Origin of the sequence: Haloferula sp. BvORR071 (assembly GCF_000739615.1) — a bacterium.
Lineage (GTDB): Bacteria > Verrucomicrobiota > Verrucomicrobiia > Verrucomicrobiales > Akkermansiaceae > Haloferula.
On record NZ_BATP01000025.1, the window covers coordinates 96212 to 112071 of the forward strand.

Here is a 15860-nt window from a genome sequence, read left to right on the forward strand (position 1 = left end):
TATCAAAGAAACAGTATCGCCATGCGATACTCTTGTCTTACTTAAGTGTCGCTTCCAAGAATGCCCATTCTTCGGCGATGCGGTCGATCATCTTCGACAAGGCTGTGCCTGCGCCATGGCCGGCACTGGTATCGATGCGGATGAGCACCGGCGGGCCGTCCTTGGCTTGGCATTCCTGAAGACGGGCGGCGAACTTGAAACTGTGTGCGGGGACCACCCGGTCGTCGTGGTCGGCGGTAGTCACCAGGGTAGCGGGGTAGCGGGTGCCGGGCTTCAAGACGTGATACGGCGAATACTTGATGAGGGCCTTGAACTCCTCCGGATTCTCGGCGCTACCGTAGTCGCTCTCCCAGCCCCAGCCGATGGTGAACTTGTGGAAGCGCAGCATGTCCATGACACCGACCGCAGGCAGTGCGGCACCGAAGAGATCCGGGCGCTGGGTGAGGCAGGCGCCGACGAGCAGGCCGCCATTGCTGCCGCCCTGGATGCCGAGGCGTGAGGGCACGGTGTATTTCTCCTTCACCAGCCATTCACCGGCGGCGATGAAGTCATCGAATACGTTCTGCTTTCGCAGGCGGGTGCCGGCGAGGTGCCACTCGCTGCCGTATTCACCGCCGCCGCGGAGATTCGCCACGGCGAGGATCCCACCGCGCTCCAGCCAGACGGCGCGGCCGACCGAGAAGCCGGGGCTGAGGCTGATATTGAAGCCACCGTAGCCGTAGAGCAGGGTGCGGTGGCTGCCATCGAGCGTGATGCCCTTCTTGTGGGTGATGAAGACGGGGATCTTGGTGCCGTCCTTGCTGGGGACGAATACCTGCTTGGTCTCATAGGCGCTGCCATCGAAGCCGACCTTCGGGCGGTTCCAGAGTTTGCTTTCGCCGGTCTCGAGGTTGTAGCGGTAGATCGCGCCGGGATCGGTGAAGCTGGTGAAGGAGTAGAAGGTTTCCTTGTCGGTCTTCCAGCCTTGGAAGCCACCGGCATTACCAATGCCGGGCAGGCTCACTTCGCGCACGAGCTTGCCATCGAAGCCGTGGACGAAGACAGCGCTCTTGGCATCTTGCAGATACTCGCAGACCAGCTTGCCGCCAACGCTGCTGACGCCCTGGAGCAAGTCTTTGCCCTGCGGGACGATCTCTTTCCACTGCTCACGTGCCGGCTTCTTGACGTCGATGGCGATCACGCGGCGACGCGGCGCATCCAGATCGGTCTTGAAGAAGAAGGTATCGCCCTGGTTGTCGATGAAGTCGTAGTCGGCATCGGCATTGTTCAGCAGCTCGACGACGGGACCCTCCGGCTGCGACATGTCCTTGTAGAAGATCCGGCTCTTCGGATCGGTGCCATCCGCGACGTGGATGATAAGACGTTTGCCATCCTCGGTGAGGCCACCGCCGAAGGCCCAGCGTGGCTGGTCCTTGCGCTCATAGATCAGCTTGTCCTCCGCCTGCGGGGTGCCGATCTTGTGGAAGAAGAGCTTCTGGAACTCATTCTTCTGGGTGAGCGCGGCTCCGGGTGCGGGCTCATCGTAGCGGCTGTAGTAGAAGCCGCTGGCATCCTTGGTCCAGGAGATGCCGCTGAACTTGATCCACTTCAAGTGATCGCCGGTGTCCTTGCCCGTGGCGACGTCACGGACGAGAATCTCGTTCCAATCGCTGCCACCGCGGGAGATGGAGTAGCCGAGGAGCTTGCCGTCCTCGCTGGGCTCGAAACCGGCGAGTGCGACGGTGCCATCCTCGGAAAGCGTGTTCGGATCGAGCAGCACGCGGGATTCGCCGTCGAGGGTCTCGGAGACCTTGAGGACGGACTGGTTTTGCAGGCCGGTGTTATGGGAGAAGAACCAACGTCCGCCGAATTCCTTCGGGGCTCCGGTACGCTCGAAGTTCCAGAGATCGGAGAGGCGTTTGCGGATCTCGTTGCGCTGAGGGATCGCATTCAGGAAGTCCTCGGTCACCTTGTTCTCGGCAAGGACCCAGGCCTTGGTTTCCTCGGAATTGTCGTCTTCCAGCCAGCGATAAGGATCGGCCACTTGGGTCCCGTGGAGTTCGTCCACGACGTCCACTTTGCGGGTCTGCGGATAGTCGATCGCGGCGGCAAGAGACAGCGAGGGAATCACAAAGCTTAAAAGGGAGGGAATATTGGCGTTCATTCGATTGCTTTCGATCTGCCTCGAAAGCGGTGCACAGGCGATCTTTTTTGCCTGAATTCCTTCACTTTTCCGCCACCTGCACCGCGACTCCAAACTTGAGTAAAGGCGCAGATTGCACCGCTCATATCCATTTGTTGTGTTCCAAATGACTCAATACCAAGCCATGAAAATGAAATCCCTCCGCACATTGCTGCTGGTCGCCGCCATGGCGCTGCCAGCCCTCCCCGCCAGCGCCACCGTGCCGGCGCCGCTGGTGCTAAATTTCACCTACTATGCGCAGGTGTCTGAAAACCTGGACGGAAACGGCAACGTCCATGGCGTCGTGCAAGCCGCTCGCCTCGACTCGAAGGCCTTGCTGAAGCTGCTCTCGCTAGAGACGGGAATCATCTTCCCGAAGGGTGCCAAGATCATCATCTATCCGGATGGAGACTCGGCCGTGGTCGACAAGCACGGCGAGTTCATCGTGGACACGACCGAGCTGCTGTTTGCGGACTTCGGCAATTCGCTTTTTGACGGATTTTTCAACGTCAACACCGACCACGAGAAGAGCAATATCTTCATGACCTTCACCCTGACTTTGGATCTACCGGAGCAAGGCTTGTTCCTGGAGATGACCGGACTGGCGAGAGAGAACTTCAAAGCCTCCAAGCCCGACAAAAACGACAACCAGAAACAGAAGGGCAGCATCAAGGTGAACGTTTCCGGTCAGGGCGCGCTTGAGGAGGAACTGATCCTCGGCGATGGCACGGTCAAGCTGAACGGCAAGGAAACGGTCAATGTGGACTAAGCGTCGGGGACCATGACAGCCTCCCGTAAAACACTTGCCGCGGGCATCTTGGTTTTGCTCGCGGCGGTGCTCCTGCCATGGGGTGTGAAGCAATTCTCCTCCCCTCCCCCCGGGGGGGAGAATGCAGCGCCATCCCATACCCGTACGGCCGCGACCACGCGGCCGACCGCCAAGCTCCTCGCCGCGGATGCATCCCTGCCCGCCCCCCAGATTTGCCCTCATCCTGCTGGATCCGAGGAGCACCGGACATGGTTGCAGGACCGCGGCGAGGCTCTGATGGATCTATCGTGGAATGACGACAAGGAGTCGCTCGACCTGATCCTGGCCGAGTTTTCGAATCCCGATCCAGAGATCCGTGCCGACGCCCTGCAAGCGACGCTCAACTTCGCCAGCCAGGATGCGATCCCACGGCTGGAGAGAGTGGCGCTGGCGACGGACAGCGCCGAGGAACGCCAGAAGCTGCAAGACGCCGCGGAATATCTGAAGCTGCCATCGATCACGGAAGTCCTGGCGAAGCGGAAGAAGACCGACACCAAGTGAGTGAGGTCTGGCCGTTGGGACTTCCTCAGGCGATCTGCCCCCAAAGCATGGTGCCCACGGCGCTCGCCTCCTCCTCTCCGGGGAGACCCAGCGCGAGCGTCGCGGTCGCCACGTGATGCCCAGCGGAGCCACCGGACGTCCTAACAGGAAGCGGCGGGCGCTTTCCTTTTGCGCCTCGCCGTAGTGGCCCTTAGCTTGCCTTTGATGAGCGAGGGGGACGAAGGCAATTTCAAGAAGCCCAAGAAAGGCGCGGCGGGACTACCGGCGGTGGTGGCTTCGTTGAAGCATGTCTTCGGCAAGGATGGCGTGGTCCGCGGGACGAAGGCTCTGATGGGTTTGAATCAGGCTGGCGGCTTCGACTGTCCGAGCTGTGCTTGGCCTGATCCCGATCGTGACCGTTCGTTTGCGGAGTTCTGCGAGAATGGTGCGAAGGCGGTGGCCTCCGAGGCAATGAAGCGGACGATCGGGAAGGAATTCTTCGCGGAGCATTCGGTGGCGGACCTGATGGCGCAGACGGATGCCTGGCACGATGAGCAAGGGCGGCTGGCGGAGCCGATGGTGCTGTGGGAAGGCGCGAGCCATTATGAGCCGATCACCTGGGACGCGGCCTTCGGCATTCTGGCGGAAGAACTGCGAGCCCTGCCCTCGCCCGATCAGGCGATCTTCTACACCTCCGGGCGGGCGAGCAATGAGGCGGCCTTCCTCTACCAGCTCTTCGTGCGGGCCTACGGGACGAACAACCTGCCGGATTGCTCGAACATGTGCCACGAGTCGAGCGGGCTGGCGCTGAAGGAGGCAATCGGCGTGGGCAAGGGCACGGTGACGATGGATGATTTCCTGGAGGCGGAGGTGATTCTCTGCGTGGGCCAGAATCCGGGGACGAATCACCCGCGGATGCTGAGCACCTTGGAAGATGCGGTGAAGAAGGGCGCGAAGCTGGTGGCGATCAATCCGCTGAAAGAAGCAGGCTTGCTCGGCTTCGCCCACCCGCAGCATCTGACGGGCTTACTGGGAAGGGCCACGGCCTTGAGCTCCACCTACCTGCAGGTGAAGGTGAATGGCGATCTGGCTCTGTTCCGAGGGCTGGCGAAAGCATTGCTCGCGGCGGGTGCTGAAGATTCGGATTTCCTCAAGGAGCACACTGTGAGCTACGGCGAATACCGTAGCTTGGTGGAGGCCACCCCTTGGCCGGAGATCGAGGCCTTGTCGGGCATCGCCCGCGCAGACATCGAAAAGCTCGCCGGGCTGATGGCTGCGGGCGGCAAGCGCGTCATCACCTGCTGGGCGATGGGCCTGACGCAGCACCGCAATGCGGTGGCGACGATCCGCGAGATCGCGAACGTCCACCTGATCCTCGGCGCGGTGGGCAGGCCGGGCGCGGGCCTGTGTCCGGTGCGCGGCCATAGCAACGTGCAAGGCGACCGCACAGTGGGCATCTTCGAAAAGATGCCGGAGAGCTTCCTCGCAGCGCTGGAGAAGCAGGCGGGCGTCACCATACCGCGACAGCATGGCTTCGACACGGTGAACTCAATCCTGGCGATGCACGAGGGCAAGGCAAAGGTCTTCTTCGCACTGGGCGGAAACTTCGCACAGGCCACCCCGGACAGCGCCTTCACCGCGGCGGCCCTGCGCAAATGCCGCCTGACCTGCCACGTCTCGACCAAGCTGAACCGCAGCCATCTGATTCCCGGCCGGCGGGCACTGATCCTGCCCTGCCTCGGCCGCAGCGAGCAGGACGAGGGGCGCTTCGTCAGCACGGAGAATTCAATGGGCATCGTCCAATCCTCCGAGGGCAAACTGGAGCCAGCGGCGGAGGACCTGTTGAGCGAAGTGGATATCGTCGCGCTGATGGCGGAGACGGTGATCGGCGATGTGGGCAATATCCGCTGGGGATGGTTGGCGGAGGACTACGATAGGATCCGTACTTGGATCGAGGCGGTGGTGCCGGGCTTTGACAACTACAACGAGCGCGTGCGGCAAGCCGGCGGCTTCTACCTGCCGAATGCCGCAAAGGAACGGCGCTGGAACACGCCGGACGGGAAGGCGCATTTCTCGGTCGCGACGATGGATGCCTTCAAGGTTCAGCCGGGACGTTTCCTGCTCCAGACCCTGCGCAGCCACGATCAATTCAACACCACGGTGTATGGCCTGAACGACCGCTACCGCGGGATCTCCGGCATGCGCGACATCGTCTTTGTGAATCCCGAGGATCTCGCGGCGCTAGGCATCAAGCCGGGCGAGCGGATCGATGTCACCAGCCATTGGGACGATGGCGAGCGCCACCTGCGTGGCTTCCGGGCGATCCCCTATGAGATGCCGCGCGGCATGGCGGCGGCTTATTTTCCGGAAGCAAACGTGCTGGTGCCTGTGGGACATGTCGCTGAAGGCAGCAATACGCCCGCGAGCAAGAGCATCGAGGTGAGTCTCATGCCGGCGAATGCGGAAAGGAAGGAATCCGCCGGGCGGGGTGCGTTCTCGAAGGCCAAGGAGGGGAGCGTAATTTCCTAAGCACCGCGGCTCCCCTTCCCCTCCTGCCGCGGTCAGGCTGTGGCGAGGATGACGTCTTCGTTCTTCAACTTGCCAATGTAGTCGCGACGGTAGACGTGGGCATTCGGATCGATCACCTGCATCGCGGCATCGATCTTCATGAAGCTATTCGCCAGACCGCCGCTTTCCTCCCAACGGGTCATCGTGAAGAGCCCCGGCTGATAGACCTGGCAATAGAGCGTATGATCGAAGTCCTCTTCCTCATGCACCTTGCCATCGTGGATGTGCACCGTGGGGAAGAACAACTCAGCTCCACGGCGGGTGGGAAAGGTGAAGGCCATGGGATGCACCTTGTGCTCACCCTTCCGCAGCTTGAACACCGCGAAGCCATAGTCGGCATACTGCGGCAAGGCCTGCCAAGTGCCCTCGGGCAGGCGGAAGCGGGCATCCAGCCGGGCAAAGTCCTTCACGGTGGGAACGAAGGAGGCCTCAAAGGCCCCAACCTGCTTGACCTCCAGCACCGCGCTCGCGACCGCCGGTGCCGAGTTGCTATCGCTCGCGGCGCGCAGGGGCTTCGGCATGGGGAATCCCTTCCGCAGGTCACTGAAGAAGTCCTCGTACTTGGAGAGATCGATGAAATTCACCGCCTTCTCGCCGCTGCCAAGCACGACCGGCAAGGGAAGGATCATCGCCAGATCCGCCTTGGCACCCATTTCCATTTGATAGACCAGCGCCTGACGGCCCGCTTCCGACATCCGCGCGAAGATCCGGGTTCCGCGCACGAAATCAACATTTCCGCTGAAGCAACACATGGGCTTGGCGTAGCAGGCGGGAAATCGGCGCACCAGACGAAAGCGCTAGAGGACGAGCCGTGCCGCCCCCGCATAGACACGGAAACCCGGCGGCCGGAGGAAGCCGACCAGCGCTTGGTTCGATTGCTCCGCGAACTCGATCGCCAGTGAGGAGGGTGCAGAGATCGCTGCCACCAGTGGGATGCCTCCTGCCAAGGCCTTCTGCATGATCTCAAAGGAGACTCGGCCGGAGACCAGGAGAAAGCACCGGGAAAGGTCGAAGCCTTCCCCCATCGACCAACCGAGAACCTTGTCCACGGCATTGTGGCGGCCGAGATCCTCACGTACGACGTGCATCGTACCATCGGCTCCGAAGATCCCCGCGGCATGCACCCCGCCGGTGCGGGAGAAAACTGATTGGGATGCGGACAGGAGCGGCGGCGCGGAGAGCAGCGTTTCCTTCCCGAAAACCGCACCATCCGGCAGCGCCGGCAGAGAGCGCATCACCGCTTCGATGCTCGCCTTGCCGCATAGGCCACAGGAGGAGGCGCTGAAGACGTGGCGGGTCAGCTTGTCAAAATCCACCTCCACCCCGTCCGCGAGGAAGACCAGCGCGTGATTCTCCCGGGAATCGACATCGATGCTCCGGACCTCCGTGGAGGAGGAGATCACGCCCTCGCTGCGCAGGAAGCCCAGCGCCAGCTCCGCATCGTGACCGGGCGTCCGCATGGTCACGGCGATGGAGCGGCCATCGACGATAATCTGGAGCGGTTCCTCGATCACCACCTGGTCCGGCTCCGCCCGGCCCGCGGCATTGGTCGTCATGACTTGCTTGTCCATCGCTGCAGTTTGGTTATGCTCGCCCCCGTGAAACGGAAAGCCCCGTTTATCCTCTCCCTCGCCGTCGGCCTCCTCCTCGCTGCTTGTTCCGCGCCCGCGAACTTGCACCGGGTGGATGTAAAGGTCTGGCGTTCCTCCCAGCCGCAGAAATTCCAGTTCGATGCCTTGGCCAAGGATCAGGGCATCGGCGAGGTTCTCAGCCTGCGGCGTTTTCATTCCGATGAAGACAAGGTGGGCAGGCTTGAGCGGCATCAAGTGCGGATGAATGCCGGCAAGATCCGCGACCGAGACATCGTGGCCGCGCTGCGCGTGATAGCCTCCGCGGAGAAGCCGGTGCTGGTTCACTGCCTGCACGGCTCGGACCGCACCGGAGTGGTGGTCGCGATGTACCGGATGGTGGTGCAAGACTGGCCGCGCGAGAAGGCGATCGCGGAATTCACCGACCCGCAGTATGGCTACCACGACGGCTGGTTCCCGAATATCCGGGAGTATCTGGAGACCGTGGACGTGGCAGCGATCCGTCGAGAGGTCTATGCAACAGGCGCACAGTAGGGCCACTGTCCTCTATTGACCCGCGGCGCTCATCTCCTTTTGCCATGCTTGGGCGGCGACGGAATCATCCGCCGACCAGGTGCTGACGATGCGGGCGACCAGCTCCGGCTTGCGCGACGCCGCAGGCAAGGAAGCCGCCAAGCGCCCTGCCGCCTGAGGGTCCACCTGGATCAGACGATCCCAAATGAATTGGGCCGACGACCCTGCAAGCCGCTCCGGAGACCGCGACAGGAAACGTAAGGTCTGCTCGGGATCGCGGGAGGCGTTGTCGTTCCGAGCAAGATCGTTCAACAGCTTCGTCCGCTTCTCTTCCGGCAGTGAATCCCACAGGCCTTCCGTTTCTTCCGGCGCGCTCTTCATCTGCGCGAGCACGGCATCGGCCTTCACGATTCCAGCATCCGCAGACTCTCCTTCTTCCTGCGGGCCCTGCTCACCGAGCAAGGGCCGCAAGCTAGTCGCCTCTTCGGGAGACAAGTTCTCCATCAAGCCGGGCAACTTGCCGCTCCTTGCCTTGGCTTGCAGGAAGCTGGTCGCCGCGTCGGAGAATCGGCTCGTGGACGATGCTGGCTCGCTGGCCAATCGCTTCAAGACATCCTGAGGATGGCCTTGGATCCACGCGGCCATCGCGGTATCCTTGATGAGTGAGCTTTGATTCTTGGGGACATTGGCGTCGATCCAAGCCAGGCTTTCATCGAGGTTGCCATTTTCACGGGCCATGCGGCTCGCGATCCGGCTGGCGGCATTGTAGACGTGGTTCTTGTCGCTGATCTCCGGGACCATCTGAATGGCGGCGTCCAGATCGCGCTCCGCGAGTCCCTGTGCCAGTCCCGCGGCAACCCCGGGAGGAAGCGTCGAGTAACGTTGCTTCGCCCATGCCAGCGCCTTGGTCGGATCGCTCTGGGCCAGGGACGGCAGCATGGTTGCCAGATGCGAGGCCGGCACGGCGCGCGCATCGGCGATCTGTTTGAAGAAGCCGAAGACCTTCTCCGGATGGCTTGCCGCCACGCCTGCCAGGAATTGGTTGAAGGGCTCCGACCCCATGAAGACTCCCGGCTGCGACCGAGCGAGCGCTCCTCGCCGCTCCAGCATCCACTTCAAGCCAAGCTCGGGATTCTCGCGGCCAATGCCGCCGAAGTAGAGCGGCGAACTGCGGGTGAAGCTGTTAGAATCGCGCTTGATCGCGAAGGGCGGCTTGCCGTCCATCAGGAGAGGAAGCGCCCGCTCCGGATCCCAGGCACACCAAGTCGAGGCCAGGTATTTCGTCTCGAGCCCGTTGGCATTGAGCTCCCGGAAGATGGCTTCGGGGTCCGTGCGCAGCAGATGCTCGCCCAGCCAATCGCAGTCGAGTCCGCCACTCCCGGTCGCCATCCACTCGTCGAGCAGGGCCTGCTGTTTCATGCCTGCATGCCTGCGCAAGGTGGCCCAGCTTTCGGGAGCTGAGGCTGCGCGCTGCCTTTTCTCCGGCTCGGAGCGGACCGTGGCTTTGGCAGGGATTTGCGGCGCCGCGGCGGGGGAGCGGGAATCGCGCGAGCCCGAGCTCAGCCCACCGGCAAGAAAGGCCAGGACCAGCGAACCGGCTACAATGATGATCTCCTTCTTCATTGCTGGGCCTGATTGATGACTTCCTGGACCCCACCTCTCACGGTGTCCTTTCGCCACGAGGGCACCTGCATGCGGGGATCGTCCACCAAGGCGAGCGCGGCAGCCGGATCCCGCTTCGCCATCTCGGAGAGCAATTCGACGAGGCTGTCTATGCGGGTGTCCTGATTTTGAATCGCGAGGATGCCCGCGATCAGGTCAGGCGCGCTGGCGGGATCCTCCGCATAGAACTTCCCGGCGAGAACCCGCAGCGCACCGGCCCGCGCGACTTCATCCTCCGGCCCGAGGCCCTGCCACCACTCGCGCACCTCATTCCACGACTCCTCTGCCCACGGAGTGAGTACCTGTTGATAGAGATTGGGATTCACCTCGGCGGGCGGCACCGCTGCCAGATAGGCCATGGCTGCCTGCGGCGAGGAGTTGGCCATGCTGCCGGCGATGTCGCCGTGGGCCTGCGGACGCCAAGCCTCGGGCAAGCGTTGGACTTCCTTGCTCGCAGCGGCGGGATCGGCCAGCGCCTGTTGCCGGATCGCCGATACCAACCAACGGGTGCGCAGTTGGTCGGGAAGCCCGTCCGCAATGCTCATGGCGGCGGCCGGATCGGCAGCCGCCAGCGACGCCGAGATGAAATTGGTCAGGTTGGTCGCGAAGTTTTCATCCTTGAGACCGCCAAGCATCTTGGCCGCACGGGCCGCAGCCTCCGGTGACATGCCGCGCAGCGCCTCTTGGAAGGGACCGACCACCGAGAGGAATCCGTATTCTTGGGCGGGCAGCGAGAGCAGCCAGCCCATGGCAGCCTCGGGATCCTTCGCCAGCCAGGTCCCGGCCGCCTTGGAGATCAGCAGCGTGCTGTCCGCCATCGAACTTTGGTTCGGCGGGCTGAGGTCATGCAGCATCTGCATCCCTTCCTGCGGAGCTTCTTCAAGCAACGCCATGGCCGCTTTCTCGAGCACCGCGGTCCGGCCCGGGAAGGTCCTGCCGAATTGATATCCTTGCATGCCCATGGACTCCATCCCGCTGTTTCCCGCGGCGAGCAGGGAGATAACCTTGCGCGGATCGCTCTCGGCGATGGGCATCAGGACAAGCTGCAGCGCCGCCTGCTTGGCCGCGCCGTCCGGCAACTTCGCTTGAACCCACTCCAAGGCCGCCGCCGGATCGCGCTGCGCCCACCCCGCGGCGATCTCGATCGCGACCATACTGCGGGCCCGCGAGGGCGGCAGGGAATCGTAGAGCGCCATCGCGAGCGTGGGATCGTCCCGGACCAGCACCTTGGCTAAAGTGGAAGCGATGGCATTGCGCAGCTCGGGAGTGCGGACTGAGGGCAGCAGCGCCTGCATCGCCGCCGGATTGGCAACTACCAGCCCGGGAACCAGCCGCGATAGATCGCCGATGCCAGACTTACCCGAAGCGAGGATTTGCGAGAGATAGCGAATCGCCAATTCGGGGTCCGACTTCGCGAGCTGCGCGATCGCCGCATAGACGCCGCCATCCTTCCCGCCCGCCAGCCACTGCTCCAGGACCGGCACCGGCTCGACCGTAGGCAATGCAGAGCTGTCGACGTGAGCGAGCAGCTCGCGTAGGACTTCCTGCTGTGGGATCGGCACGGAGGGATCGTCGATCCGCGCTTGCAGAAGCTCCGGTCGCTGGCGGGCCAGCCAGCCCAACCAGCGGCGCGAGGTGGAGATACCGTCGCCACCGCCGGGCAACTCGAAGATCAACCGGGCGAGAGTGGCCGGATCGATCTCCGCCAGGCGTAGTAGCAGAGCCTCGCGGAGCATGACCGGCAGCTTGTCCAAGCTTCGCCCGGCGAGGAGGGCCTCGCACTCGGCAAGGCTCGCGCCTTCCAGCCATCTCACCGTAGCGGCCACGTCACTGCTGGCAGCCATGGCGGCGGCCGAAGCCCGGCCAAGTACCGCCACGGGTGCGGTGGCATCGTGCTTCACAGGAGCCCCGGAGAACACCGCCCTGCCAGCAAAGAAGGCGCCCGGCAGAGTGGCCGCGAGCAAGGCATGTCTCCAGCGAAGCATGAGATAACATGCGCTGCGATGGAGCAGCAGCGTCAAGCGCCGATCAAAAAACCCGTGTAAAAAAGAGGTCAAATGCAATTGAGGCCCGCCATGCCATGCATGCTGGCCCGGATCGCGGGACCTCTACTTCTCCTTGTCCTCGATCAGGTATTGCTTGAGCGCCTTCACACGCTCCTGGGTCAGGCTGGCGCGGATGCCCTCATGGACAAGTGGCCACATGCTGCCGCCGCGCGCTTCGGCATCGGCCCGGAAGTCGGCTTCGGAATCACGGAAGAGCACCCAGGCTCGCTGCGAGCGCTTGAGCTTTTCCTTCGCCTCGTCGTCCAGCACATCGAGGACCTTGGCATAGACCTCGTTGAGTTCCTTGTCGGCCTTGGTGAACGCGGCCACGGCTTCGGCATTCATCTCCTGCTGCGTCTGGGCGGAGGAAGGCGCGATCGTGCCGGCAAGCAGCAGGGTCGAGAAGAAGAGGGGGCGGATGCTCATGCACCGATCATGGCGGAAGGTGGCGGACATGCAAGACGGGCCATGCCTGCGGCGGAGTCACTTCCCGCCGAGCATCTTTTCTTTCCAAGCCGTTGCCGAGGTCGAGTCGTCCACCTTCCAATTTCGCCAGACGCTATCGACGGCATTGCTCCGCGCTTCGCCGGGCGGCATCGCTTCCACCATCCGCACGGCTTCCGCGGAATCAAGTAGAGTCAAGCGGGCGAGGCCCTTGTGGCCTCCCTTGCGATCGATCCCATCTTTCGAAGCGCCCACAATCTTGAGCATCAGGCGAGGATCGTCGCCAGCGGCGAAATTGTCGCCGTTCACCGTGCTGGCCAATTCTTCACGCTGATCTTCAGTCATCGACTTCAGGATTTCGCCAGCCGCCGCGGGATCCTTGCCCAGACGCTTGAGCCATAGGAAAGATGTGGTCGGATCAACCTCAGGATCCGGTGCCAGCAGGCCGTTGGCAGTCAGGAGTTCCCGGAGCTTGGTCGCTTGATCCGCGGGAAGGGCATCCACCACGGCGATCAAGTCCGCCTCGCGCCCCAGCGACTGAACGATGCCTAGCGTCTCCCCGCCCCGCGCTTCGCCCAGCAGTTCGGGTTGTTTGAGGATCCGCTCGATCGCTTCGTCCTTGTGATGCCATGCCCACATGCTCCAGGCATTTCCCTTGAGCTCCTCTACTTTTCCCGGAGGCGCGTTGTCTTCGATCCACTTGTAGCTCGCGTCGATGCCGCGATCGGTAAGTGCTTGGGAAATCCAGTAGGCCGGTTCACGACGGTCATCCGCGTCGCCGGACATCATCCCCTGATAGATCTTTTCCGCCCTTTCCGGATCCGTCTTGGCCATGCCCTTCACGAGCTCGTGCGCTACCTTGTCCGGCAGCGTTCCGAAGTGTTGCTCCGCCCAATCGGTCGCGCGCGCGGGATCCGCCGCCGCCAAGGCTCCGAGCACAGTAGAGAGATTGGACTCGGGAATCTTGCCATCGGCGACGATGCGCTCGAAGTAGGCGGCCGCTTGCTCCGGATGGTCGGCCGCGATCCCGCCAAGCAGGCTGGCAAAGAAACCGGCGCTGCGCTGCTCCGGCGGCAGATCGAGGATCATCTTCAGCCCCTTCTCCGGAGCCAGTCGGCCCATCCCCGTGAAGCTCAAGGGTCCGCCCATGCTTCCGCCGTTAGAAGCCTTGCCGACAAGCGGCTTGGCCGCGAGCAGCGCGGTCAATGCGCCCTCCGGATCCCAGAGGCACCAATACAAGGTCACGTTGTCGGACTGGAAGTCCCGACAGTGGTCGCGGACCTCACGCAGGGTTCCGGCGGGATCGACCTTCAGCAGATGCTGGAGCAGCCAAGCCTGCTCACCATTGAACACCGCTTGCGCACCGCCATTCACCAATGTGACAAGCTCCGCCTGCAATTCCGCCGGGCTGGCATGGGCCCGCTCCTTGAGTGCCTTCCATGTCCGGGGTGGAGCCAATGGACGCTTGATCCGCTCTTCACGGGTGGATGCCTTGGTGGGGGCCGCTGCTGTTTCCTTCTGAGGAGGGGCCATCGCCTCACTCCCTGCAGGTCCAGGAGATGAAGTCTTCCATCCCGCCAGGGCGGCCAGTGGCAAGAGAATGGCAGCAATGTAGAGGTCGCGCTTCATGGCTTCGTGCTGACGCTCTCAATCCGCTGCTTCAGGTATTCCAGATTCGAGGCGGACAGCTTCAGCTCCGGATTGGCGATCATCTCGTACGCAGCCTCGGGCGAGGTCTTCGCGATGCTCGCGGCCAGGTTGCTTGTCGCCTCCATGCGATATTGCTCGCTCGGCACGGCCAGGATCATGCCGACGATCTGTGGAGCAGTGGAAGGGTCGGCCTGATAGAGCCGGCCGACGACAAGTGGCAGGCTTCCGCTGCGGGCCTTGGACTCACCCGGCGGCAGGTTCTGCCACCACGCCATTGCATTGTCAGGCTGGCTCTCCAGCCAAGACCTGAAAACATCCTTATAGACCGTCGAGTTCTTGGCGTTGGCAGGCAAATTATCGAGGAAGGCAACGGCATCCTGTGGCGACTTGTCAGCCATCTGCCTGGCAATCGTGGCGTTGGCGTTGGGCCACTCTTTCTCCGGCAGACGCCCGACCTCTTTCGCCGCGGCCGCGGGATCCGTGATCATCATCTGATTGATCACCGCTCCCGTCCAAGCCGCGCGCAGCTCTTGGGGAAGCGTTTCAGCGATATCGAAGGCCGCTGCTGGATCGGCCCTGGTGAGTGCCGGCGCCATCGCTCGCACGAAATTGCGGGCAAGATAAGGGTCCTTGAAACGATCGAGGGCGGCGAGCCCCTCTCTCGCTCGCTCAGGGGACAAGTCATGGAGAGGCCCCGATAGCCGCCCTAGGATGGCCTGGCAAGTTTCAGCCGTCTGGGAACTCAGCCACGCAATGGCCGCAGCTGGATCATTCTTGAGCCATGCCCCCGCGGCCTTGGCTGCCAGTTCGCTCATCTCGATCACGGACCTCGGTTGGTCTTGGGAAATCGCGGCGATGCCTTGATCAAGGATCGCGAAAGCCGCGCGGGGATCGGAGTCCACAAGAGCGATCAGTGCCCGCTCCCTGAGAGCGTCGGGATTGTTATTGCCCACCCCACCTTCGCCGAATCCCATCCCGCCGAACTTTGTCTGATAGGAGTTGAAGTAGACTTGATCATACTCGCCGTCAGTTCTGGCTCCCAGCAGAGCCAGCACCCGCTTCGGATCACTGGTGGCAAAGGGCGCCAGCGCAAGCGCCAGGGCCGAGCGCCGCACCGCCCCCTCCGGCAAACTCTTCTCAATCCATGCGAGCGCCGCATTCGGATCCTTCCGCGACCACGCCGAGACCAACTCCAGGGCCACCATGCTACGGCTGCGAGAAGCAGGCAGCGAATCGTAGAGCGCCACCGCCGCCGCGGGATCATCCTTCGCCAAAGTCCGCGCGAGCACGGATGCGATCGCCATGCTCGACTCAGGCGAGTTGGCCTTGCCGATCAGGGCCTGCACCCGGGCCGGATCCGCCTCTGCCATTTTCGCGAGAAAGGCCGGACCATCCAGGAGCACCGGCAACTGCCCGCCCTTCATGAGCAGCTCCAGATAGTCCAGCGCGAGATGCGGATCCGTCTCGGACAGCTTGTGGAGGGCAGAGAGGACCTGCCGGTCCTCGCCTTTCTCCAGCGCGGCTTCGAGGATCTTCCGCGGATCCTTGCGCTTCTCGGATTCGGCCGTTTGCAGCGACGCTATAAGGATCTCCTTGAGCGGGCCGGAGAGGGCCCCATCCGCCAGCTTCTTCTCTAACAGCTCCGGATGAGCCAGAGCCAGCCACTTCATCCAAGTCTCCCAACTCGCGATTCGCGAGGGCGAGGACCCGAGAAGCAGCTCCAAGAGGCGCGCAGGGCTCAATTCCGCCAGCCGCAGGAACAAGGCCTCGCGGAGCAAGGGATCGAGGTCCTCCAGCTTGTGCGCGGCTAGCAGCGCCTCGCAGTCTGTTAGACTGGCGGCCTGCGCCCACGCGACCGCTGCCGCCGGGTCATCCGGGAGCGGCTTGGACGCGGCAGCTCCCTTCCCTGCCGCTGCCGACACAGCCCCGGCACCTCCCGC

At 63.0% G+C, this 15860-nt stretch carries 12 protein-coding genes; 4 read left to right on the top strand and 8 right to left on the bottom strand.

The features are described 5' to 3' along the window. Positions 1-37: 37 nt before the first annotated feature. Entirely contained in the window at positions 38-2143 is a 2106-nt protein-coding gene (locus tag BV071_RS14275) for a prolyl oligopeptidase family serine peptidase (protein ID WP_081885994.1), read from the bottom strand. 169 nt (positions 2144-2312) lie between these two features. Between BV071_RS14275 and BV071_RS14280 the strand changes: the two genes are divergently transcribed. The 3 genes from BV071_RS14280 to BV071_RS14290 all read left to right on the top strand — a co-directional run bounded on the left by BV071_RS14280 (position 2313) and on the right by BV071_RS14290 (position 5978). Beyond that, positions 2313-2930: a hypothetical protein gene (locus BV071_RS14280; protein ID WP_265594438.1), complete on the top strand. Its 618-nt coding sequence runs from the start codon at positions 2313-2315 to the stop codon at positions 2928-2930. Between the two features lie 12 nt (positions 2931-2942). After that, complete coding sequence (locus BV071_RS14285; protein WP_265594439.1) at positions 2943-3470, top strand: HEAT repeat domain-containing protein; 528 nt, start codon at positions 2943-2945, stop codon at positions 3468-3470. Positions 3471-3674: 204 nt separating this feature from the next. After that, the gene (locus BV071_RS14290) at positions 3675-5978 is read left to right on the top strand and encodes an FdhF/YdeP family oxidoreductase (protein ID WP_075090918.1); all 2304 of its coding nucleotides are present in this window, start codon (positions 3675-3677) and stop codon (positions 5976-5978) included. 32 nt (positions 5979-6010) lie between these two features. Here the strand turns inward: BV071_RS14290 and BV071_RS14295 are convergent, their stop codons facing one another. Continuing rightward, positions 6011-6739, bottom strand: coding sequence for a hypothetical protein (locus BV071_RS14295; protein ID WP_265594440.1), 729 nt, complete (start codon positions 6737-6739; stop codon positions 6011-6013). A 75-nt stretch (positions 6740-6814) separates the two neighbouring features. Next, positions 6815-7588 (bottom strand): formate dehydrogenase accessory sulfurtransferase FdhD, encoded by a 774-nt coding sequence (gene fdhD, locus BV071_RS14300; protein WP_052573355.1) that lies wholly within the window; start codon positions 7586-7588, stop codon positions 6815-6817. 27 nt (positions 7589-7615) lie between these two features. On the opposite strand from fdhD, the gene BV071_RS14305 reads away from it, so the two are divergent. Beyond that, complete coding sequence (locus BV071_RS14305) at positions 7616-8140, top strand: tyrosine-protein phosphatase (RefSeq protein WP_265594441.1); 525 nt, start codon at positions 7616-7618, stop codon at positions 8138-8140. A 12-nt stretch (positions 8141-8152) separates the two neighbouring features. Here BV071_RS14305 and BV071_RS14310 read toward each other — a convergent pair whose 3' ends face one another. The 5 genes from BV071_RS14310 to BV071_RS14330 form a co-directional block, all read right to left on the bottom strand. Further along, positions 8153-9742: a hypothetical protein gene (locus BV071_RS14310; protein WP_035608279.1), complete on the bottom strand. Its 1590-nt coding sequence runs from the start codon at positions 9740-9742 to the stop codon at positions 8153-8155. After that, positions 9739-11766 (bottom strand): hypothetical protein, encoded by a 2028-nt coding sequence (locus tag BV071_RS14315; protein WP_265594442.1) that lies wholly within the window; start codon positions 11764-11766, stop codon positions 9739-9741. The genes BV071_RS14310 and BV071_RS14315 overlap by 4 nt, the downstream gene beginning before the upstream one ends. A gap of 123 nt (positions 11767-11889) precedes the next feature. Beyond that, entirely contained in the window at positions 11890-12252 is a 363-nt protein-coding gene (locus tag BV071_RS14320) for a lysozyme inhibitor LprI family protein (RefSeq protein WP_035608426.1), read from the bottom strand. Positions 12253-12309: 57 nt separating this feature from the next. After that, positions 12310-13899, bottom strand: a complete 1590-nt coding sequence (locus BV071_RS14325; protein WP_035608284.1) for a hypothetical protein — start codon at positions 13897-13899, stop codon at positions 12310-12312. Next, a complete protein-coding gene (locus BV071_RS14330) occupies positions 13896-15842 on the bottom strand; it encodes a hypothetical protein (RefSeq protein WP_035608286.1) in 1947 nt (648 codons plus the stop codon). Before BV071_RS14330 ends, BV071_RS14325 begins: the two co-directional genes overlap by 4 nt. Positions 15843-15860 lie beyond the last annotated feature (18 nt).